The sequence below is a fragment of the Microlunatus phosphovorus NM-1 genome, assembly GCF_000270245.1.
Taxonomy (GTDB): Bacteria; Actinomycetota; Actinomycetes; order Propionibacteriales; family Propionibacteriaceae; genus Microlunatus; species Microlunatus phosphovorus.
Genome location: NC_015635.1, coordinates 5,377,918 through 5,396,975, shown reverse-complemented (window position 1 = coordinate 5,396,975; position 19,058 = coordinate 5,377,918). Strand labels below are relative to the sequence as shown.

Below are 19,058 nucleotides of genomic sequence, written 5' to 3'. Positions count from 1 at the left end.
GCCTGGGGATCGAGATCCCCTGAGCAACTGGATCTGATGTTGATCGGCGGTCCATCCCGCCTGCTCAGCAAGCCTACGAAGGGGCTCTGATCGAGCGCAACGGCTTTTCCGGTATGCCTCGGGACCGCGAGTCTGCACCAGCTGCTGGCTCGTCCCCGATGTCGGGGATCAGCCTGCAGCTAGTCGGGCCATCGGTCGAGTCAGCGGGAACTGGGCTCTGTAGCTCAGACCACGATGTACCTCAGACCACGATGCGCCGGGCGGCAACCAGGTTGCCCTTCTGATAGCCCTGGGCCAGCACCACCGTGCCCGCCGCTGCACCGGTGGCGGACAGGGTGACCGCAGCTCCCGCGACATCGGGGGAGGCGACCGGGCGGCCGTTCACCGACACATCGACTCGATCGACGCCGTCGGCGTCCACCACGATGCTGAGATCGGAGCCGATCCGGGTGGCCGAGACCGCCAGCCGTCGCATCGGCATTCCGGCCAGGATCTCCCCGGCACGTTCCAGCAGATCGACGTTGCCGTGCAGGATGTCGGCCCTGGTCAGCTCGTGCCGCACCGTCGGCGTCACGCCCAGGTCTTCCACGGGCGTACCGGCGAGCGCCCCCACCCGCAGCCCGCGGCGGATGGCTACTCGCATGTTGGTGCCCTGTGGAAGTCGGGTGTAGGGCGAGGTGGACTCGCTGCTGCGGTCGCCGAGCAGCTGCAGCAGCAGCTGATGGGTCCACACGTTCGCACCGCCGGCGCCGGTTCGATCATCGACCCCGAGAATCGGACCGATCTCGTGATCGGCCCAGCCGGCCGCGAAGAAGTCGGTGGCGGAGTAGCAGCGGGCATCGGTCACCAGCACAGTCGGCCCGTGATAGGTCTGCCCGAGCTCGTTCGCCCCCGCCGGCGGAGTGATCGAGTAGCCGGCTGAGAAGGTCGCGCCGGTCTCGATCGCCTGATCCAGGGACGGGAACCAAGGGCCGAGATCGATGCCCTCGGCGCCGGCGGCATGCCGTCGGCACAGCGCGAGATTGAGCGGGGTGGCGATGAACTGCACCGGCTCCGGCGTGATCGCCCGCGGGGTGAGCGTCTGCAGCGTGAACTCGCTGGCGTGCAGGTGACCACCCCCGTTGCCGCGCACGTCGACGATCAGACCGTGCTGCGGCAACAGTCCGATCAACCGGACGAACTCGTCGCGGAAGGCGATCGGATCGGTCACCGAGAAGGTGAAGATCCGGATCTGGCCGAAGGTGCCATGCGTGGTCTGCACTGTCCGAGCTCGGAAGACCGCAGGCATGGTGGTCGGGATATCGGCGCTGCCGACGGCCGCAGGCTCGGCAGGTTGCCCACTCTCGGCATGCACCTGCTGCTCCTGCTCCAGCCGCACCACGTCGTGGTGATAAAGCTGCTTGCGGGCCTGGTTACGGGCGTCGGCGTCGAGATCGACGGCCGAGGCCAGGGAAGCCGGTGAGAGGGTGTCCAGATCGGTCGTCGGCGGCAGGTTCGGTCCGACCTCCCAGGCCACCCGGGTCTCTGCGACGCTGCCGTCCCCGGTCAGATAGGTGACCTGCACCCATTCCTCCTCCGGCGGCAGTTGCGTGATCAGCGGGCGGATGGTCAACGAGTCCAGCCCGCGGGCCAGGTTGGCGGCCTGGTTGCTGCCGGCCAGGCGGAGCCCGTTGATGGCGACCGCCGTGCCGATTGGTACGCCGTTCCAATGGGTCACTTCGACACCGAGCTCGAAACCGGGCGCGCTGAAGCCGGTGATGATGCTGGTCACCAGGTAGTGGTCGATGCCGTCTTCGGTCGCCTTCTCCAGCACGAACGGCAGATAGGCGACCTGTCCGGCGAAGGGCTTGGGCAGCAGGTAGTTGGTGTGCAGGTCGCGTACCGACATGAAGATGCTGGCCATCTCGCGGTGGAACTGCCACTCCGGGCCCATCGTCTGCTGGGTCACGCGGGTGAGCTGGGTACGCAGCAGCCGGAGCCGCTGGACCGGATTGACCGCGTGCATCGCGATCTTGAGCGGCAGATGGACGTAGTTCTGCTCCAGCAGGACCAGGGCCTGATCCACGATGAGACGCCGATCGGCCAGCGTCAGGGTGCCGGCCGAGTTCTTGAGGAACTCCGACACCGAGAGCCCGCCCTCGAGGTCGGCCCGCGCCGGCAGGGGCGCGACATCGGATGCGGATTGGGTGGATCTGCTCATCGTCGGAACCTTTCGCATGGCCTTATCGGAAAGGTGTACCGCACTGGGGTTCCAGATACGTGTTTGCTCGCTCGTCGTTCCAGACGGAGCCGTCGCTCCACCTCTCGGTCGCTCGCGACGGGAGGCGGGTCCGCTACTTGCGGCCGACGAGGGCGCGCAGGAAGAAGACCAGGTTGGCGGGGCGCTCGGCCAACCGACGCATGAAATAGCCGTACCAGTCGTTACCGAACGGCAGGTACGTACGCACATGGAGACCATCGTTGATCAGTTGGCTCTGCTCCGCATCGCGGATGCCGTAGAGCATCTGGATCTCGAATTTGCTGGCGTCGCGTCCGGCGGCGATCGCGTACGCCTGGGCCGAGGAGATGATCTGCGGGTCGTGCGAGGCGACCATCGGGTATCCCTGACCCTCCATCAAGATCCTCAGGCAGCGCAGGTAGGAGGCCGTCACGTCCTCCTTGCTCTGGTAGGCGACCTCGGCAGGCTCCTTGTAGGCGCCCTTGCAGAGCCGGATCCTCGAACCAGGACCAGCCAGGTCTCGGCAGTCGTCCTCGGTCCGGTGCAGGTACGCCTGCAGCACGGTCGCGACGGACGGAAACTCCTGACGCAGCTCGCGCACGATCCGCAGCGTCGAATCGGTTGTGGTGTGATCTTCGGCGTCGACGTTGACCCAGCTGCCGGCCCGGTCCGCCGCCGCGCAGATGATCCGGGCATTCGTCAGGGCCAACTCCTCGCCGCCGGGCAGCGACTGGCCGAGCGCGGACAACTTGATCGACACCTCCAGCGGCTGGGCGCCGGCGACGGGTTCGATGCCGAGGGCCGCGTAGGCGTCGAGCAGCGAGAGGTACGCCGCCACGGTCTGGTCGGCCTCGCTGGCATCACTGATGTCCTCGCCGAGGAAGTCGACCGAGATGAAGCGTCCGGAGTTGACCAATGCCTTGACAGCCTCGATCGCGGCGTCTTCAGAGGCGCCGGGCACGAACTTCGTCACCAGCCGCCGGGTGAGCTTGGAGTGGGTGATAGTCCGCTCTATCCGCTCCGACCGCGCGGCGGCCAGCAGTGCCGGTCGGAGTGGATTGGTGAGAGTTGGCATCTGGCAGGTCTCCCTCGGATCAGCAATGGACTGGCGGATGGTGAGAATTCAACGCCATGGCGTACCACCGCGTCCTTGTCCGATCGGACAGCATTTGCGGCCGCTTGTCGTATGATCGAACGATCACTCGGGCGTGCCCCGCGGGGCGGCTGATCCATCGAGACGAGGCATCCAGATGACGGAGTCGGTGGGGATGACAGGGCTGGCTGGATGACGGCGCCGACCACGGTGTCCGGGGTCTCGTTGGAGACGCTGTTGCAGACTCTCGGATCCACCGTTGCGAGCGCCGTCAGTGCCCCCGCGGCGAGCGGGGCGTTGATTCGCTCCGTGACCTTGTTGGAGTCCTCGGATCTGGCCGAAGAGGCCCATGCCGGACCGCCGCAGTCCGGGGACCTCTGCGTTCTGGTCGGCGTGCGGGCGTCGGAGATCCTCACCTGGTTGATCAGCCTGGCCTCCCGAGGCCGGGAGCAACGGCCACGGGCGGTGGCCACCAAGGTCCTCTCGGCTGAGGTGGAACGGGCCGCGACGCGAGCAGGCGTGGCCTTGGTCGCGGTGCATCCGCAGGCGCGGATCGACCTGGTGCTGTCGACCGTACGCAGCGTGCTGGCCGGTGCGAGCCACGCCCCATTCGGTGGGTATGCAGATGAACCGGTGGCGGGTGAGCATGACCTGTACGGGCTGGCCCAGACCGTGGCGACCATGACCGGCGGTCTGGTCACGATCGAGGACGAGCGCGCGCAGATGCTGGCGTACTCGGCGAGCGATGGCCTGGCCGACGAGCTTCGGATGCTGTCGATCCTCGGTCGGGAAGGACCCGCGGACTACCTGCGGCGACTGCGGGAGTGGGGGGTCTACGACCGGCTCAGGCGCGAGCGCGGAGCGGTCGAGGTGCCTGCCGACAAGGAACTTGGCTGGCGTCGCCGGCTGGCCGTGGACATTCGCGCCTTCTCCGACGCAACCGGAACGCCGGTCGAGCCGTCCTTGGGTACGGTCTGGCTGCAGGAGGGCAGTCGAGAACTGGATCCGGACGCGGCGGCGGTGCTGGAGGGCGCGGCCGTGCTCGCGGCAAGGTTGATCGAGCGATCTCGCAGTGCGCCGACGCAGGAGGCCCTGCAGATCCAGCGACTGCTCGGCCTGCGCGGCGGCGGCGTCGATGTTCCCTCCCTCGCGGCCGCGCTGTCGCTGCCGTCGAGCGGCCCGGCCACCGTCGTCGGGATCACCGCCACGACTAGGCCGGACGGTACGTGGACGAGTGTCATTCACGACGTCGCTGCTGGGGTCCGGCTGCATGCCAGCGCCTACGCCCGTGAGTCGCTGGTGACCACGACCGAGCAGCGGATCTATGTGGTCATCCCGCGGGCGAGAGCGGCCGGCTTGTCGGCCTGGGTGTCCAGCATGCTGGACCGGCTGGGCCGGCGGGCCGGCCTCACTCTGCGGGCCGCCGTGGCGGCGCCAGTGGCGTCGTTGGCCGACCTCGGATCGGCGCGCGCGGAGGCCGATCGGGTGCTGGATCGGGCCGGGGCCGACCAGGTGAGCACGCTCGCCGACTCGCGGACCTCCGTACTGCTGGGTGAGATCGTCGAACTGGTGGCGGCGCAGGAGCAGTTGCGAGATCCCCGACTGCAAACCTTGCTCGACGACGATGAGGCGCGTGGCGGTGCCCTGGTGGCGAGTGTCGAACACTACTTGGACCGGTTCGGCGACGTCCGGGCCGCCGCTGCCGCGCTACATGTTCATCCGAATACCCTGCGCTATCGGATCCGGCGCGCCGAGCACGTGTTGGGCATGCGTCTCGACGACCCGGAGGACCGGCTGCTGCTGCAGATCCAGCTGCAATGCCGGCGCCGCGAGGCTGGGTAGTCGTCACTCGCTGTTCGCTCCCGCGCTTAAGCCCCTCGCGACGGGCCGCCGGCAACCCAATTCCCACTTCGCACCATTTCCTGCGACTGCGCACCAGGTACGCGGGGTGCGAAGTTGCATCAGTTGGTGCGCAGTGGGGATTGGGGTGGCTGCGGTCGCCGGTCCGGCTGGCGCCGCCGGGCCACCGACGATCACCAGTTGCGCGTGCACGGCGTACGTTTCGCGCCGCCGGGCCACAAACGATCGTTGACCGGGCGCGTACGGCGTACGTCTCGCGCCGCGGGGCCGCAGATCAGCGCTGGAGCGGTGACTTCTGGCTCTGTCGGGTGGGATCGCTGATCGAGAAGGAGGCAAGGCACCTGTTCACGGCCGAAACAGGTGCCATAACTCCTTCTCGCGAGGACCGGCGCCGAAGGGTAGGCCGAAGGGGACGTGCCTGCACCCGCCTCTACCGCCGACCGCCAAGATCCCGCATCGACTTCGCACCATTTCCTGCGACTGCGCACCAGGTAGACCTGATGCGCAGTCGCACTAGCTGGTGCGAAGTGGAAATCGGGGATCGGCGATCAGGAACGGCGAGGGCTCAGCCCTGATGCGGGTACAGGTGGTTCTTCGCCGGGACGAAGGTCTCCTTGATGGTCCGCGGCGAGGTCCAGCGCAACAGGTTGAGTGCCGAACCGGCCTTGTCGTTGGTGCCGGAGGCGCGCGCGCCACCGAACGGCTGCTGACCCACGACGGCACCGGTCGACTTGTCGTTGACGTAGAAGTTGCCGGCCGCGAAACGGAGCGCCTCGTGGGCCTGCTGGATCGCGTAGCGATCGGTGGCGATGACGGAGCCGGTCAAGGCATACGGGCTGCCCTGATCGACGAGCTGCAGCGTCTCGGCGTACGCATCGTCGTCGTAGAGGTGCACGGCGAGGATCGGCCCGAAGTACTCGGTGCAGAACGCGTCCGCGGTCGGGTCGGAGCCCAGCAGCACCGTCGGCTGGATGAAGAAGCCGACCGAGTCGTCGTACGTCCCACCGGCCACGATCTCGATGCTCTCGGTGTTGCGAGCCTGCTCGATCGCGGCGACGTTGCGGTCGAACGCCTTCTGGTCGATGACGGCACCGCCGTAGTTGCCGAGGTCGGCCACGTCGCCATAGGTCAGCGCCGAGACCTTGGCCACGAAGTCATCGCCCATCCGGGCCCACAGCGACTTCGGGATGAAGGCGCGGGAGGTGGCGGAGCACTTCTGGCCCTGGTAGTCGAAGGCGCCCCGGATCAGTGCGGTGGTGAGGATGTCCGGATCGGCGGACGAGTGCGCGACGACGAAGTCCTTGCCGCCGGTCTCGCCGACCAGCCGCGGATAGCCGTGGTAGCTGGAGAGGTTGTCCCCGACCTGCTTCCACAGACTCTGGAAGACCGCGGTCGATCCGGTGAAATGGATACCGGCCAGCCGGGGGTCGTTGATCAGCACCTCGGAGACCATCGGCCCGTCGCCGAGGACCAGGTTGATGACTCCGGCCGGCAGCCCGGCTGCCTCGAGCAGCTGCATGATCAGGTACGCAGCCGCCGCCTGGGTCGAAGCCGGCTTCCAGACCACGGTATTGCCCATCAGCGCGGGCGCTGCCGGAAGGTTGCCGGCGATCGCGGAGAAGTTGAACGGGGTGATCGCGTACACGAAGCCCTCGAGCGGGCGGTGATCGACGCGGTTCCACACGCCGCGCGAAGAGATCGGCTGTTCGGTGAGGATCTCCCGGGCGTAATGCACGTTGAAGCGCCAGAAATCGATCAGCTCACAGGGGGTGTCGATCTCGGCCTGGTACGCGGTCTTGGACTGGCCGAGCATGGTGGCCGCGGCGAGCCGCTCCCGCCACGGACCGGCCAACAGGTCGGCGGCGCGGAGGAAGACCGCCGCGCGCTCGTCGAACGGGAGTTCCCGCCAAGCGGCCGCCGCGCTGGTGGCGGCCTCGACCGCGTCGATGACATCCTCGCGGGTGGCATCGGCATAGCTGCCGATCACGCTGGCGTGCTTGTGCGGCTGGACGACGTTGTACACCGGCCCGGACGCGGTGCGGTGCTCGCCGCCAATCACCTGGCGGATGTCCAGCGGGTTGTTCGGGAGAGCCTCGAGTTCGGCGATCAACCGAGCGCGTTCCGGCGAGCCCGGTGCGTATTCGTGCACCGGTTCGTTGATCGGGGTGGGAACCTGAGTCACTGCATCCACGGGGCTGTCCTTTGAGATCGAGAAGGTGGGTGGATCACATCCACTGGTCCACATTCAATCGCATGGCGGACGCCGCGTCCTTGTCAGACAGAACAGCGTTCGCGCTGTCCATTTGTATGATCAGCCAATGAGTCGTGCGATCGTGGTGGGTGCGGGGATCGGCGGGCTGGCTGCCGCCGTCGGTCTGCGCCGGATGGGTTGGGACGTGACCGTCTACGAGCAGGCGTCCTCGGCCGAACCGGTGGGTGCGGGCATTTCGCTGTGGTCGAACGCGCTCCGCGCGCTGGAATGGCTCGGCGTCGGGGAGACCATCCGCAGCCGCGGCGCGGTCCGGCTCGGCGGCGGCGTCCGTACGCCATCGGGACGCTGGCTGTCGCGGTCGCTGGCCGATGCGGTGCTGTCCGACGAGGACGTGACCATGGTGATGGTGCACCGGGCGGATCTGCATGAAGCCTTGCTTGCGGCGCTGCCTCCTGAGGCCGTCCGCTTCGGTCACCGCCTGGAGCGCGTCGATGAAGGACTGGACGCGGTCACGGTTCACCTGGCCACCTCGGCGGGACAGGTCACCGATCGGGCCGACCTGCTGGTCGCAGCCGACGGTATCCGCAGCGTGGTTCGCGCCCAGTTGTGGCCGGTCCAGTTCGCTCCTCGCTATTCCGGTGTCACAGCCTGGCGCGGCGTCACCGACCAGCCGTTTCCGCTCGCCGAGCAGTCCCAGACCTTCGGGCCGGCAACGGAGGTGGGAGTCATCCAGCTACAGGACGGGCGGGTCTATTGGTACGCCACCGGTGACGACGCCGAGGGGACGACGGCGCCGGACGAGCGCGCCGAGGTGCTTCGCCGGATCGGTGGGTGGCATGCGCCGATCCGCCAGGTCGTCGAAGCGACGTCGCCCGAGCGGGTGCTCCGCCACGACCTCTATCGGCTGCCGCGCCCGTACCCGTCGTTCGTCCGCGATCGGATCGCGCTGCTCGGCGATGCCGCACATGCGATGCTGCCGACCCTGGGGCAAGGTGGCTGCCTGGCGCTGGAGGATGCGGTGGTGCTTGCCGCGGTGTTGTCTTTGACAGGCGACGAGCCTGGTGGTGTTGACCTCAACGCCGCACTGCTGGCGTACGACCAGGCCCGGCGGCCTCGCGATCAGCGATTGGCGGCTGCCTCGGATCAGATAGCGAAGATCACTCAGGTACGTCATCCGGTCGCGCTGTTCCTCCGGGACCTGATGGTGCGGCTCACCCCACCGAGGATCGCCGCTCGCAGCGTCGCGCGTGCGACCGACTGGCATCCGCCGCGATAGCGGGGCGCGGTATGGCTCTTCGGATGGCACGCACGCCTACTAAAGTCAGGACATGGTGCACCAAGAGCTGCCGCTGAGCGGGCTGCGGGTGGGACATGCCGAGCGCGACGCTGTTGCCGCGATCCTGCAAGAAGCTGCAGTGGACGGACGGCTCGGCATGGATGAGCTCGACGAACGACTGGGCAAGGCCCTGCAGGCGAAGACCTACGGGGATCTCGAACCCCTGGTCGCGGATCTCTCGGCCGAACTGCCGTGGCGGTCGAGCAGAAGTGCCTCGGCGCCGCCGGTTCCCGTGCCGCCGTCCGTGCCGCCAGGACCGCCGCCGGCCGGATACTCACGGGAGGATCCGCTGCGGCTGGACGGCGGGATGGGCACGGAGAAGCGCGAGGGCGTCTGGACGGTGCCGCCCTACCTTCGCATCAGCTCCGGCGCTGGCACGGTCAAGCTCAATTGCCTGCGGGCCACGGTGGCGGCACCGGTGATCGAGATCGAGGTAGTCGCCGGCGCGGGCAGTGTGCTGATCATCGTCCCGGACGGCTGGGCGGCCAATGATGACCGGCTGGGCAAAGGCATGGGCAGCAAGGCGATCAAGGTGTCACGGATTCCTGCTCCGGGTGCCCCGCTGCTCGTGCTCTACGGCAGCGTGGGCCTCGGCAGCCTCAAGATCCGTCCAGCTTCCGCCCGGGAGCTGCGCCGCCTCGGTCAGTAAGACCGAGACCGACGCTCAGGCTGGCTGCAGGGCGGCCGCGACATCTTCCATGGCGTGGATGACCACCGCGGAGCCCTTCGACTTGGCTGCCCCGACCACGAGCGGCTTGCCACCCACGGTGCCGAGATAGATCGCGGTGTAGCCCTCCCGCCAGAGCACGTCACCCGGCTGTGCATCGGCCAGCTTGACGTTCTTGACTTCGCGCTGCTGCGCCTCGGACTGATGCGGCAGCGTGATGCCGGCCGCGGCCCAGGCGCCGGCCGTCAGCCCGGAGCAGTCCCAGACGTTGGGCCCGGCGCCGCCGTACTCCCAACGGTCGCCCACCTGGTCAAGGGCCTTGTTCAGCACCTTGCCGGCGACACCGGTCGGGATCGGCACCAGATAGGTCTGGCCCGAGCTCGGGTCGGTGATCGTGCGCATGCTGTAGATCTCTTGCTTCGGGCTGCCGTTGACCGGAGTCATGGTGCCGGAGACGCCGGTCGACGGCGGGTAGGTCACGAAGACCGTGGAGTGATCGGAGCCGTACTTGCTGCCGACAGTCTGCTCCGAAGGCGCCCGGTTCGACCAGACATAGTCCAGCCGGGTCTTCTTGCCGATGGTGGCCGCACCATCGAGATGCTGCCAGTTCGGCGTCAGCCCATGGTCGGACAAGACGTCGACCGCTGCGGCATCGCGGTTGTAGTTCACGTTGAAGTCGCCGGTCACGTACACGGCGGCGCCGTTGGCCTGGAGACTGTCGACCAGGTTGCCGAGCGCGTTGAGCTGCTGCTTGTAGAGCGCCACCCGACGGCTGTTGTGCTTGGCCTTGGTGCTGTTGAATGCTCCGACCAGCATGTGGGTGTTGACCACGTAGAAGGTCTCGGAGGTCGCATTGTCGCGCAGCTGGATCCAGGTGATCGACTTGCCGGTGGTCTTCTCGGTGCCCTTGCCGCTGCGCCGCTCGACGGTCTCTCCGCTGGGGAAGGCGCGGACCTTGCCCTGATCGACCGCGGTGTACTTGTCGCTGCGATAGAAGATCGGGACCGCGGTCCGATCGGTGGTCATCGTGTAACCCTCCGCGGCCTGGGCGGCCACCGCGCGGTCGGAACGGCTGCCCATCTCCTGCAAGCCGAAAACGTCCGCCTTGCCGGTGAGTTCGCGGATTCCCTTGCCGATCTGGCCCTTGGCGTTGGTGTTCAGCACGTTCCAGGTGGCAACGGTCACCGGGGCGCTGCCGGTCGCCTCGACGCAGACGGTCGCTTGGCTGGACGGATCCTGGGAGCTCGACGAGGCACGCAGGTAGGCCTTGTAGCTGCCGGAGTTGTAGACCGACCACGGCTTCCAGGAACCCTGCCTGTTGCCTGTCGTGCCGTCGGCGGCATCCCAGACCTGATAGGCCATCCAGGCGTTGTCGCTCGGATTGCTCCACTCCCTGGCCTTGAGCAGGCTCTTGTGGACCGAATTGATCTGCCACAGACCGTAGTTGCCCCGGGCCGCCTTGTTGACTGCGGTCGGGTTCCAGGACGACTCCGCCCCGGCGATCGCGGTGGCCATCGCGATTTGATCGGCCGGGAAGTACTTCGCGGCGGCCTTGGCGGCAACGCGCTCGCGGTCGCTCTTGGTGGCCGGCAGCGCGGAGTCGTTGGCGAGACAGGTTTCGGCGTTCGGCGCGGCCGCGGCCGAACGCGGGGTGATGGCTTCGGCGAGTCCGAACAGCGGTACGGCCAAGGCGAAGGCGGCGGTCACCGAGACTGCCTTGCGGGCGCGGCGAGCAACTCTCCGGGAGTGCAATGCGGGCGCACTCGAACGACCGGACTCGTCGCGGACCCTCATCGTCTCGTCGCTCATACTGCCTTCCCGTGACGCCGACGCCCCAGCATCGTACGCCTTGCTCCGGCCCACTGTCGCGGGCCCAATCCCCTGGCTACAGAGAATAGGTGACTGGGGTGCCATCCGGGGAGAAGTCGAGAAAGTTGGTCATCAGATGAAATCGCCTGTGCGCTGTCTGAGTGCCACCCGCGCTCACCCGGTCGGAACAAGACTGCGGCCAGCCGGGAGACCCGGCTGGCCGCGACTTATGTACTCGCCTCAGCGCTGCGGCGGTGCTGCCGCCACCGCGTCGATCAGGGTCGAGCTGAAGGCCTTCGCGTCCCTGGTGCGGACATAGGCGTTCACCGCGCTGTAGAAGCCCTGCTGGAAGCTCGGGCTCATCAGCGACCCGTGCGTGATCGACCACAGCACGCGGGAGTCACGCAGCGCCTTGGACGCCGACTGCTGGTACGGGCTCAGTGAGCTGACGTCCACATCGGTCCGCACCGGCACCGACCCCTTCGCCTTGCTGAAGTTCAGCTGCACGGTCGGATCCGCGAGGACGGCGAGGAACTCCGCGGCGTTCTTGCCGTTCTCGGCCGCGCGGGCCTGGACGAAGGTGTCGACCACCGCGACGTAGCTGGACTCGGTGCCGGGGAACGGCACCTCGCCGAAGGTCCTGCCGTCGACGGCGCCGGCCTTGACCAGCTCGCCGTACGCCGAGTCGTTCATGGTCTCGAACGCGCAGCCGCCGTCGCCCAGCTTCTTGGTCGCCGCATCCCAGGACAATCCGGCCGCTGCCGGGTCGGCCAGGTCCAGCACCTCGCCGAACTGATCGAGGGCTTCCCTGACCTGGGCGCCACGCCAGTTGAACCGGTCGGCCGCGATCTGGTCCCAGCCTGCGGGCCCGATCACCGACAGCAGGATGTTCTCGAACAGCGCGACGGTGGTGAAGGAGTCCTGGGCGCCGAGGCAGAGCGGGACGCCGCCGGACGCCTTCACCTTCTTCAGATCAGCGATCCAGGCCTTGGTGGTGTAGCCGTTGCCCGGCTTCGCCACGCCGGCCTTCCGTAGCTCGTCGAGGTTGAAGAACAAGACGTTGCCGCGGTGTGAGCTGGTCGGGACTCCGTACTGCTTGCCCTCCACCGTCAGCCCGTCCAGGACGACCTGCGGCAAGGCCTTGTCCAATCCGGTGTCGGTGACGATCGTGCTGACGTCGGCGACCTGGCGCTGGCCGACGTAGGACTGCAGGGCCCCGTTCGGGAAGGTCTGCCAGACGTCCGGCGGATCACCCGCCAGCAGCCGCTGGGCGAGGACGACCTGCGCTGGGGCACCGCCGCCACCGGTGACCGGGGCGTTGACGACCTCGACATCGGGGTACTTGGCCTTGAAGGCGTCGATCAAGACGTTGAGCGCCTGCTCCTCCGAACCCGAGGTCCACCACGAGATCACCTCGAGCTCGTTGGTGGCCTCGGTGTTGGGCGAGGACGGGGCTCCGCAGGCGGCGATACCGGTGGTCAGCGCCATGGTGGCCGCGACGGCGGCTAGTGCGCGCTTGAGCTTCATGCCAGTTCTCCCTCTGCTGCCGAGCTGATGTGCACGTCTTCCTTCGCCTTCAGGTCAAAGAACGCGAACGCGGCGACCACGGCGAAGCAGATGGCCGGCACCAGGAACGAGAAGGCCGCGCTGGTGGCGTCCAGCAAGCTGCCCTGAACCAGCGGCATGATGGCGCCGCCGACGATCGCCATGACCAGACCCGCGGCGCCGAACTTGGTGGCCGGGCCGAGACCCGTCAACGCCACGCCGTAGATCGTCGGGAACATCAGGGAGAGGCAGAACGACACGCCGACCAGCGCGATGGCACCACTGAGGTTGGACGCGACCATCGCGTACAGGCACAAGACGACAGCGAGGACCGAGAGCACGGCCAGCACCTTCGTCGGTCTGATCCGACCGATCAGCCAGGTCATGATGAACCGGGAGATCAGGAAGAGGATGAGGCTGACCTGCAGGAAGAGGCCACCGAGCGCCAGCGACCCGTCGAGGGCTTCCTGGACGTAGACGATGATGTAGGTCCAGGTGCAGACCTGGGCGGCGACGTTGAAGAACTGTGCGATCACCCCGAAGCGATAGCGGCGGCTGCGCCACAAGATCTTGAACATCGCGCCGGAACCGCCACCGTCGCCGGTGTCGGGGAACTCCTCGACGATCTTCGGCGACTTCTGCACCGCGATCAGGATCCAGATCACCACCAGCAGCAGACCGAGGCCGATGTAGGGCCCCATCACCGCTGCCAACTGACCGGCTCGGATGTCATGTATCTGTTCAGGTGTGGCTGACGCGAGGTCGACCGGAGCGTCCAACTTCGGCAGGATCAGCGATGCCGCGAGCAGCACGCCGATGTTGGTGCCCACCGGGTTGAACGCCTGCGCCAGGTTCAGCCGCCGGGTCGCGGTCTCCTCGGGGCCCAACGACATCACGTACGGGTTGGCGGATGTCTCCAGGATCGAGCATCCGGCGGCCATCGCGAACAACGCAATCAGGAACGCCGAGAAGGTCATGATCTTGCTGGCCGGATAGAACAGGAACGCGCCCGCAGCAGCCAGCGCGAGGCCGGTCAGCAGGCCGACCTTGTAGCCGAACTTCTCGTTGATGAAGGCAGCCGGCAGGGCCAGCAGGAAGTAGGCGCCGAAATAGGCCAACTGGACCAGACTGGCCTGGAACGTGGACATGTCGAAGATGCGCTTGAAGCCCGCGACCATCGGCGTGGTCAGGTCGGCGGCGATACCCCAGGCGGTGAAGCAGCCGACGATGGCGACGAACAGCAGTCCCATCCCGGGGTAGACCCACTTCGCCTTTTGTTCACCCCCTGATCCGGGTGGACTGGATTCCTCATGGGTCACGGTTTGGGTCATCGCCTATCGGCCTTTCGTCGGTGGGGACGTCGTTGTCGAGTGGCCGGCAAGGGGAGCCGACCAGCCCGAGACCAGCGCTGACGTTACGCCACTGCCCACATTTCTTCGACCTGCGGACACCATGTGCACCGAAGACGCCAGATCGTGATCAAAGCAGGAGGTTGTGCGAGGTCCCGGATACAGAGACCAGAACTGAACGTTCCATCCCGACGGTCACCGTCGGGATGTCACTGCGGGGATGTCACTTCACTGCACTGATGTCACTGCACTGATGTCACTGCAGGGATGACGTGAGCCGCATGAGGTTGTCGAAGACCTTCTCGCTGGTCGGGCGCTTCAGCCACTCGTCGAGGTGGATCTGCTTGCTGTTCGCCCGGTAGGAGTCCTCGACGGCGCGCATGCGGTCGCAGAACTCCTTCCCGTGCACCATCATCATCATCTCCATGTGCAGACTGAGGGAACGGATGTCCATATTGGACGATCCGATCACCGAGACGTCTTCGTCGATGGTCATGTGCTTGGCGTGCAGGATGGTCGGGGCGGCGTACGCGTAGATCTTCACCCCGGCCCGCAGCAGTTCCTCGTAGTAGGAGCGCTGGGCGTGGTAGACCATGAACTGGTCGCTGATCTCGGAGACGAACAGTTCGACGTCCAGTCCTCGGGCCCCGGCGGTGACCAGGGCCATCTGAATGCTGTCGTCCGGTACGAAATAGGGGCTGGTGACGCTGATCCGGCGGCGCGCGTTCTGGAAGAGGGCGGCGAACAGCTTCAGGTTGTTGTCGTTCTCGAAGCTCGGTCCGCTCGGCACCATCTGCATGTCCAGCTTCGTGGCGTCGAGCTCGCCCAGCTGGATGTCGCCGACCTCGGGGAGCAGCAGCTCATCGCACTCGCTGTACCAATCGGTGACGAAGACGGCCTGGATCTCACGCACGGCCGGGCCCTCGATCCGGCACATCAGCTCCTTCCAGTGCAGCCCACGCTGGATGTTCTTCTTCTGGTGGTAGTGGTCGATGATCAGGTTCTGCGAGCCGACGAAGCCGATCAAGCCGTCGACGACGACCAGCTTGCGGTGGTTGCGGAGGTCCGGCCGCCGGTAGTGCTTCTTGAACGGCTGGATCGGCAGCATCGGCAGGTAGTGCGCGCCCATCGCCTTGAAGCGAGCGACCGTCCCCTTGCGGTTCGGGTAGGAGAACTGGGCGATGTGATCGGACAGCACCCGGACCTGCACTCCTCGGGCGCAGGCGCGCTCGCAGGCTTCGATGATCGGGGCGGTCCACTCGTCATCGACCAGGATGAAGAACTCGATGTAGACATAGCGCTCAGCGGTGTCGATCGCATCGGCCATGGCCTGGATCGATTCCCGATACACCGGGTACAGCTCGGCGGTGTTGCCGCCGACCATCGGTAGGGCGCCGAGGTTGCGGTTCAAGGTGACGATGGTCGGGAGCCAGTCCGGCCACTTGTCGGCGTGACTGACCAGGTGCAGCCCCTTGGTCCGTTCGAGGAAGAGCTCCGAGACGTACGCCTGCTTCTCGCGGCGGTGCTTCGGGAGCCGCCAGTTCCCGATCAGCAGGAAGAACAAGATCCCGATGTACGGGATGAAGACGATCGCCATGATCCAGGCGATCGCCGAGGACGGCTTGCGATTCGAGGCGATATAGACCGCGGCCACGATCGCGATCACGACATGCGCCACGGAACCCAGCAAAGCAATCCATTCGCCCGTGGGCATGACGCCTTCCTCCGTTGCTAGATCTTCTGGTGCTGCGTCGAGTTCGCTCGGCGTACTCAGCCAACGCTTGGCGAGCGTATCGTGCCGCACCGCCGATGAAGCCCGATCTGGTCGCCGCTGAGCCCGGGCACCCATTTGCACGACCCGAGAACGGCGTGATACAAACGATAATCATTTTCATTAAATGCCGGGGGTCGGGTTGAGTTCGCCATCGTTCGCGCCGGCGGGTGCCCGGACAGCCGGGAACGGGCGGCGGCAGAGATCGGCCGCCGCCTTGGCGGCGCTGCCGGTGCTGATCGGGCTGCTGGCGACAGCAATTGTGGTGAGCATCGGAGTCGGTGCGGTGGCGGTGGCGCCGGGAACCACGATCGGCGTCATCGGTCATCGCCTCGGCTTCTGGGGCCAGGGCGGCTGGACCACCGTCGAGGAAGTGATCGTCTGGGACTACCGCGTCCCGCGGGTGCTGCTCGCCGCCCTGGTCGGTGGCCTGCTCGCCCTGGTCGGTGCCGTGCTGCAGGCGGTCGTGCGCAACCCGCTCGCGGACCCGTGGGTGCTCGGGGTCTCGTCCGGTGCGGGTCTCGGAGCCGTCGCGCTGGTGCTGGCCTCGGGCACGGCGGTAGCAGGCGTGCCGTTGGCAGGCGGTGCCGCGGCAGGCTCCGCTCTCGCCACGACGGCGTTGTTCGTGTTGGCCCGTCGACAGGGACGGCTTACCCCGGTGCGGCTGGTGTTGGCCGGGGTCGCGCTGTCCTATCTGTTCAGTGCCGGCACCAGCTATCTGGTGCTCACCAGCGACGCCAACAAGGTCTTCGGCATCCTCTATTTCCTGCTCGGCAGCGTGGCAGAGGCGGACCGCACTGACCTCTTGCTGCCCGCCATTGCCCTGCTGCTGGGTGCCCTGCATGTGCTCGGGCGTGCTCGCGCGCTTGACGCCTTGATGACCGGCGACGAGACGGCCGTCGCGCTCGGCGTGTCCGCGGACCGGGTTCGCGGCGAGATGCTGCTCACCACCTCGGTGCTGACCGGCGTGGCCGTCGCGGTGAGCGGCGGCATCGGCTTCGTCGGTCTGGTTGTGCCGCACATCACCCGGATGGTCGTCGGCGCGGGGCACCGGCGCTTGCTGCCGACCGCCGTCGCCGGGGGTGCGGTGTTCCTTGTGCTGGCCGACACGGTCGCCCGGACCGTCGCGGCTCCGCTGGAGTTGCCGATCGGCGTGGTCACTGCGCTGGTCGGGGCGCCGTTCTTCCTCTGGCTGATGCGTCGCGACGGGGCCGCTCGGCGCGGCGGGGTGGACAGCCGATGAGGGTGCAGGTCGAGGGAGTCACCGTCCGAATCGGGGCAGCCGAGCTGCTCCGTGACGTCGAACTCGTCGTGCCGGCGGGCGCGGTGGTCGGCCTGGTCGGGCCCAACGGCAGCGGCAAGTCCACGTTGTTGCGCACCGTCTACCGGTCGCTGCGACCTCAGGTGGGCGTGGTGCGTCTCGGTGACGACGATGTCTGGTCGCTGTCGGCCCGCGGGTCGGCGACCCGGGTCGCGGTGGTCGCCCAGGACCCGGGTGTCGATGTCGAGTTCAGCGTGCTGGACACCGTGCTGATGGGACGTACGCCGCACAAGCGGCCGTTCGCCGGGGACAGCTCGGAAGACCTCGATCGCGCCTACTCCGCGCTAGCCAGGGTCGACGCGACGCACCTGGCGGATCGCTCGACCCCGAGCTTGTCGGGTGGGGAGCGGCAGCGGGTGCTGCTGGCCCGAGCGCTCACCCAGGCCACGCCCGTGCTCGTGCTCGACGAGCCGACCAACCACCTCGATGTCTGCCACCAGCTCGACCTGCTGGCGCTGGTACGTGAGCTCGGCATCACGGTGGTGGTCGCGCTGCACGACCTCAACCTCGCGCAGACCTACTGCGACCTGGTCACCGTGCTTTCGGCCGGCAAGGTGGTTGCCGCCGGGGCACCCGAACACGTGCTGACGCCCAAGCTGCTGCGTGAGGTCTTCCGGCTCGACTGCCACCGGGTGCTCCATCCCGTCACCGGTCGCACCCTGCTCGCACTGGATCGGCTCCAGTGACCACCGCTTTGCCGAGCGCTCGTCTCCGTTCCCATCCGATCGCCCATTCATGCCCGAGGAGGCACTCATCCATGTCCACAACGTCCATGTCCACAACGTCGGTTTCCGCCGCTGAGTCCGCGGCTGCCGCACGGCCGAGAGCGTTTCGCCCGTTCCGCCGCGGCGGTCCGGTATTGGTCGCTTCCGTGCTGCTCGCGCTGACCGCGGCCTGCGGCAGCAGTACGCCCGAGGCCGGCGGATCAGCACCGTCGAGCGCATCCTCGGCCAAGCCCGCTGGGGGCGCCTACCCCGTGACGATCAGCAACTGTGACCGCACCCTGACCTTCGACCACGCGCCGAAGCGCGTCGTGAGTCTGGCGCAGCCGCAGACCGATGTCGTGGTCGATCTGGGCTTGGTCGACCGGGTCGTCGGGCAGGCCCAGCTGGGGGTCGTCGACGGCCTGGCGGGCAGCGCCGAACCCGAAGGGAGCGAGAACATCCCGGTGATCGCCAAGAGTGGTGTCCCGGCCAAGGAGGTCACCGTCTCGCAGTCGCCCGACCTCGTGCTGGCTCCGACGACCTATGAATTCGACGGGGAGCAGGGGTTCGCGACGATGAAGGACCTCGAGGCAGCCGACATCGCGCCGTATCTTGCCGCCGGCGGCTGCCCGGAGCGGCGGATCCACCGTTCGGTCAAGGACACGCTGGTCGACCTCGACTCCCTCGGCCAGATCTTCGGAGTGCAGGACCGCGCCAAGGAGTTGGCGAGCGACTACACGGGCCAGCTCGACGAGGTCGCCGACGCGCTCCAAGGCACCAAACCGGTGAAGGTGGCCGAGGTGTACATCTGGGGCAGCGACATCCAGAGCCTGGTCGGCTCGACCGAGAACGATCTGGTCCGCGCTGCCGGTGGCGTGAACGTCTTCGCCCCTGGAGACCCACAGTTCAAGGGGATGCTCTTCGCCAATCTCTCGGCCGAGGTCGTGGCTGCCACCCAACCCGAGGCGTTCGTCTTCAGCGCCGGCAGCGAGAAGGAGGCAGACCAGGTCCGCGCGACCCTGCGCAAGACCTTCCCCAGCACACCGGCGGTGCGGAACGACAAGCTGATCGCCTACAGCTCCTCGGCGTCGCTGCCCGGCTCGATGACCACGCCGGCGGCGGTGCGGTACGTGGCCGAGCAGCTCCATCCCGACGCGTTCTGAGGTCCGGAGC

At 67.3% G+C, this 19,058-nt stretch carries 13 protein-coding genes; 6 read left to right on the top strand and 7 right to left on the bottom strand.

Features of this window, described 5'->3' with window-relative positions; translation table 11 throughout:
- Nucleotides 1-241: 241 nt before the first annotated feature.
- Together MLP_RS24420 and MLP_RS24415 are read right to left on the bottom strand one after the other, a co-directional pair.
- A complete protein-coding gene (locus MLP_RS24420; protein WP_013865901.1) occupies nt 242-2,200 on the bottom strand; it encodes a S41 family peptidase in 1,959 nt (652 codons plus the stop codon).
- A 133-nt stretch (nt 2,201-2,333) separates the two neighbouring features.
- Nucleotides 2,334-3,293, bottom strand: a complete 960-nt coding sequence (locus MLP_RS24415) for a proline dehydrogenase family protein (RefSeq protein ID WP_013865900.1) — start codon at nt 3,291-3,293, stop codon at nt 2,334-2,336.
- Between the two features lie 210 nt (nt 3,294-3,503).
- Here MLP_RS24415 and MLP_RS24410 point away from each other — a divergent pair, with 210 nt between their 5' ends.
- Nucleotides 3,504-5,153 (top strand): PucR family transcriptional regulator, encoded by a 1,650-nt coding sequence (locus MLP_RS24410; protein WP_013865899.1) that lies wholly within the window; start codon nt 3,504-3,506, stop codon nt 5,151-5,153.
- 583 nt (nt 5,154-5,736) lie between these two features.
- Here MLP_RS24410 and pruA read toward each other — a convergent pair.
- Complete coding sequence (gene pruA, locus MLP_RS24405) at nt 5,737-7,362, bottom strand: L-glutamate gamma-semialdehyde dehydrogenase (RefSeq protein ID WP_013865898.1); 1,626 nt, start codon at nt 7,360-7,362, stop codon at nt 5,737-5,739.
- 127 nt (nt 7,363-7,489) lie between these two features.
- Between pruA and MLP_RS24400 the strand changes: the two genes are divergently transcribed.
- Together MLP_RS24400 and MLP_RS24395 are read left to right on the top strand one after the other, a co-directional pair.
- Nucleotides 7,490-8,659: an FAD-dependent monooxygenase gene (locus MLP_RS24400; protein WP_013865897.1), complete on the top strand. Its 1,170-nt coding sequence runs from the start codon at nt 7,490-7,492 to the stop codon at nt 8,657-8,659.
- Between the two features lie 52 nt (nt 8,660-8,711).
- A complete protein-coding gene (locus MLP_RS24395) occupies nt 8,712-9,368 on the top strand; it encodes a DUF1707 SHOCT-like domain-containing protein (RefSeq protein ID WP_013865896.1) in 657 nt (218 codons plus the stop codon).
- 15 nt (nt 9,369-9,383) lie between these two features.
- On the opposite strand, the gene MLP_RS26865 is transcribed toward MLP_RS24395, so the two are convergent.
- From MLP_RS26865 to cls, 4 genes are all read right to left on the bottom strand, one after another.
- Nucleotides 9,384-11,195 carry an NlpC/P60 family protein gene (locus tag MLP_RS26865; protein ID WP_013865895.1) on the bottom strand — a complete coding sequence of 604 codons (1,812 nt, stop codon included), beginning with the start codon at nt 11,193-11,195 and terminating at the stop codon, nt 9,384-9,386.
- Nucleotides 11,196-11,435: 240 nt separating this feature from the next.
- Nucleotides 11,436-12,722: an ABC transporter substrate-binding protein gene (locus tag MLP_RS24385; RefSeq protein WP_013865894.1), complete on the bottom strand. Its 1,287-nt coding sequence runs from the start codon at nt 12,720-12,722 to the stop codon at nt 11,436-11,438.
- Complete coding sequence (gene fucP, locus MLP_RS24380; RefSeq protein ID WP_013865893.1) at nt 12,719-14,071, bottom strand: L-fucose:H+ symporter permease; 1,353 nt, start codon at nt 14,069-14,071, stop codon at nt 12,719-12,721. The genes MLP_RS24385 and fucP overlap by 4 nt, the downstream gene beginning before the upstream one ends.
- A 274-nt stretch (nt 14,072-14,345) precedes the next feature.
- A complete protein-coding gene (gene cls, locus MLP_RS24375; RefSeq protein ID WP_013865892.1) occupies nt 14,346-15,803 on the bottom strand; it encodes a cardiolipin synthase in 1,458 nt (485 codons plus the stop codon).
- A 199-nt stretch (nt 15,804-16,002) separates the two neighbouring features.
- Between cls and MLP_RS24370 the strand changes: the two genes are divergently transcribed.
- From MLP_RS24370 to MLP_RS24360, 3 genes are all read left to right on the top strand, one after another.
- Nucleotides 16,003-17,103 carry a FecCD family ABC transporter permease gene (locus tag MLP_RS24370; protein WP_231851391.1) on the top strand — a complete coding sequence of 367 codons (1,101 nt, stop codon included), beginning with the start codon at nt 16,003-16,005 and terminating at the stop codon, nt 17,101-17,103.
- The gene (locus MLP_RS24365; protein WP_013865890.1) at nt 17,100-17,867 is read left to right on the top strand and encodes an ABC transporter ATP-binding protein; all 768 of its coding nucleotides are present in this window, start codon (nt 17,100-17,102) and stop codon (nt 17,865-17,867) included. The genes MLP_RS24370 and MLP_RS24365 overlap by 4 nt, the downstream gene beginning before the upstream one ends.
- A 71-nt stretch (nt 17,868-17,938) precedes the next feature.
- A complete protein-coding gene (locus MLP_RS24360; protein ID WP_013865889.1) occupies nt 17,939-19,048 on the top strand; it encodes an ABC transporter substrate-binding protein in 1,110 nt (369 codons plus the stop codon).
- The last annotated feature ends 10 nt before the right edge of the window (nt 19,049-19,058 follow it).

Coding starts and splice junctions, on each gene's coding strand:
- MLP_RS26865 (WP_013865895.1), bottom strand. CDS start 11,195: ATGAGCGACGAGACGATGAGGGTCCGCGACGAGTCCGGTCGTTCGAGT.
- MLP_RS24410 (WP_013865899.1), top strand. CDS start 3,504: ATGACGGCGCCGACCACGGTGTCCGGGGTCTCGTTGGAGACGCTGTTG.
- MLP_RS24365 (WP_013865890.1), top strand. CDS start 17,100: ATGAGGGTGCAGGTCGAGGGAGTCACCGTCCGAATCGGGGCAGCCGAG.
- fucP (WP_013865893.1), bottom strand. CDS start 14,071: ATGACCCAAACCGTGACCCATGAGGAATCCAGTCCACCCGGATCAGGG.
- MLP_RS24395 (WP_013865896.1), top strand. CDS start 8,712: ATGGTGCACCAAGAGCTGCCGCTGAGCGGGCTGCGGGTGGGACATGCC.
- MLP_RS24415 (WP_013865900.1), bottom strand. CDS start 3,293: ATGCCAACTCTCACCAATCCACTCCGACCGGCACTGCTGGCCGCCGCG.
- cls (WP_013865892.1), bottom strand. CDS start 15,803: ATGCCCACGGGCGAATGGATTGCTTTGCTGGGTTCCGTGGCGCATGTC.
- MLP_RS24420 (WP_013865901.1), bottom strand. CDS start 2,200: ATGAGCAGATCCACCCAATCCGCATCCGATGTCGCGCCCCTGCCGGCG.
- MLP_RS24400 (WP_013865897.1), top strand. CDS start 7,490: ATGAGTCGTGCGATCGTGGTGGGTGCGGGGATCGGCGGGCTGGCTGCC.
- MLP_RS24385 (WP_013865894.1), bottom strand. CDS start 12,722: ATGAAGCTCAAGCGCGCACTAGCCGCCGTCGCGGCCACCATGGCGCTG.
- MLP_RS24360 (WP_013865889.1), top strand. CDS start 17,939: ATGTCCACAACGTCCATGTCCACAACGTCGGTTTCCGCCGCTGAGTCC.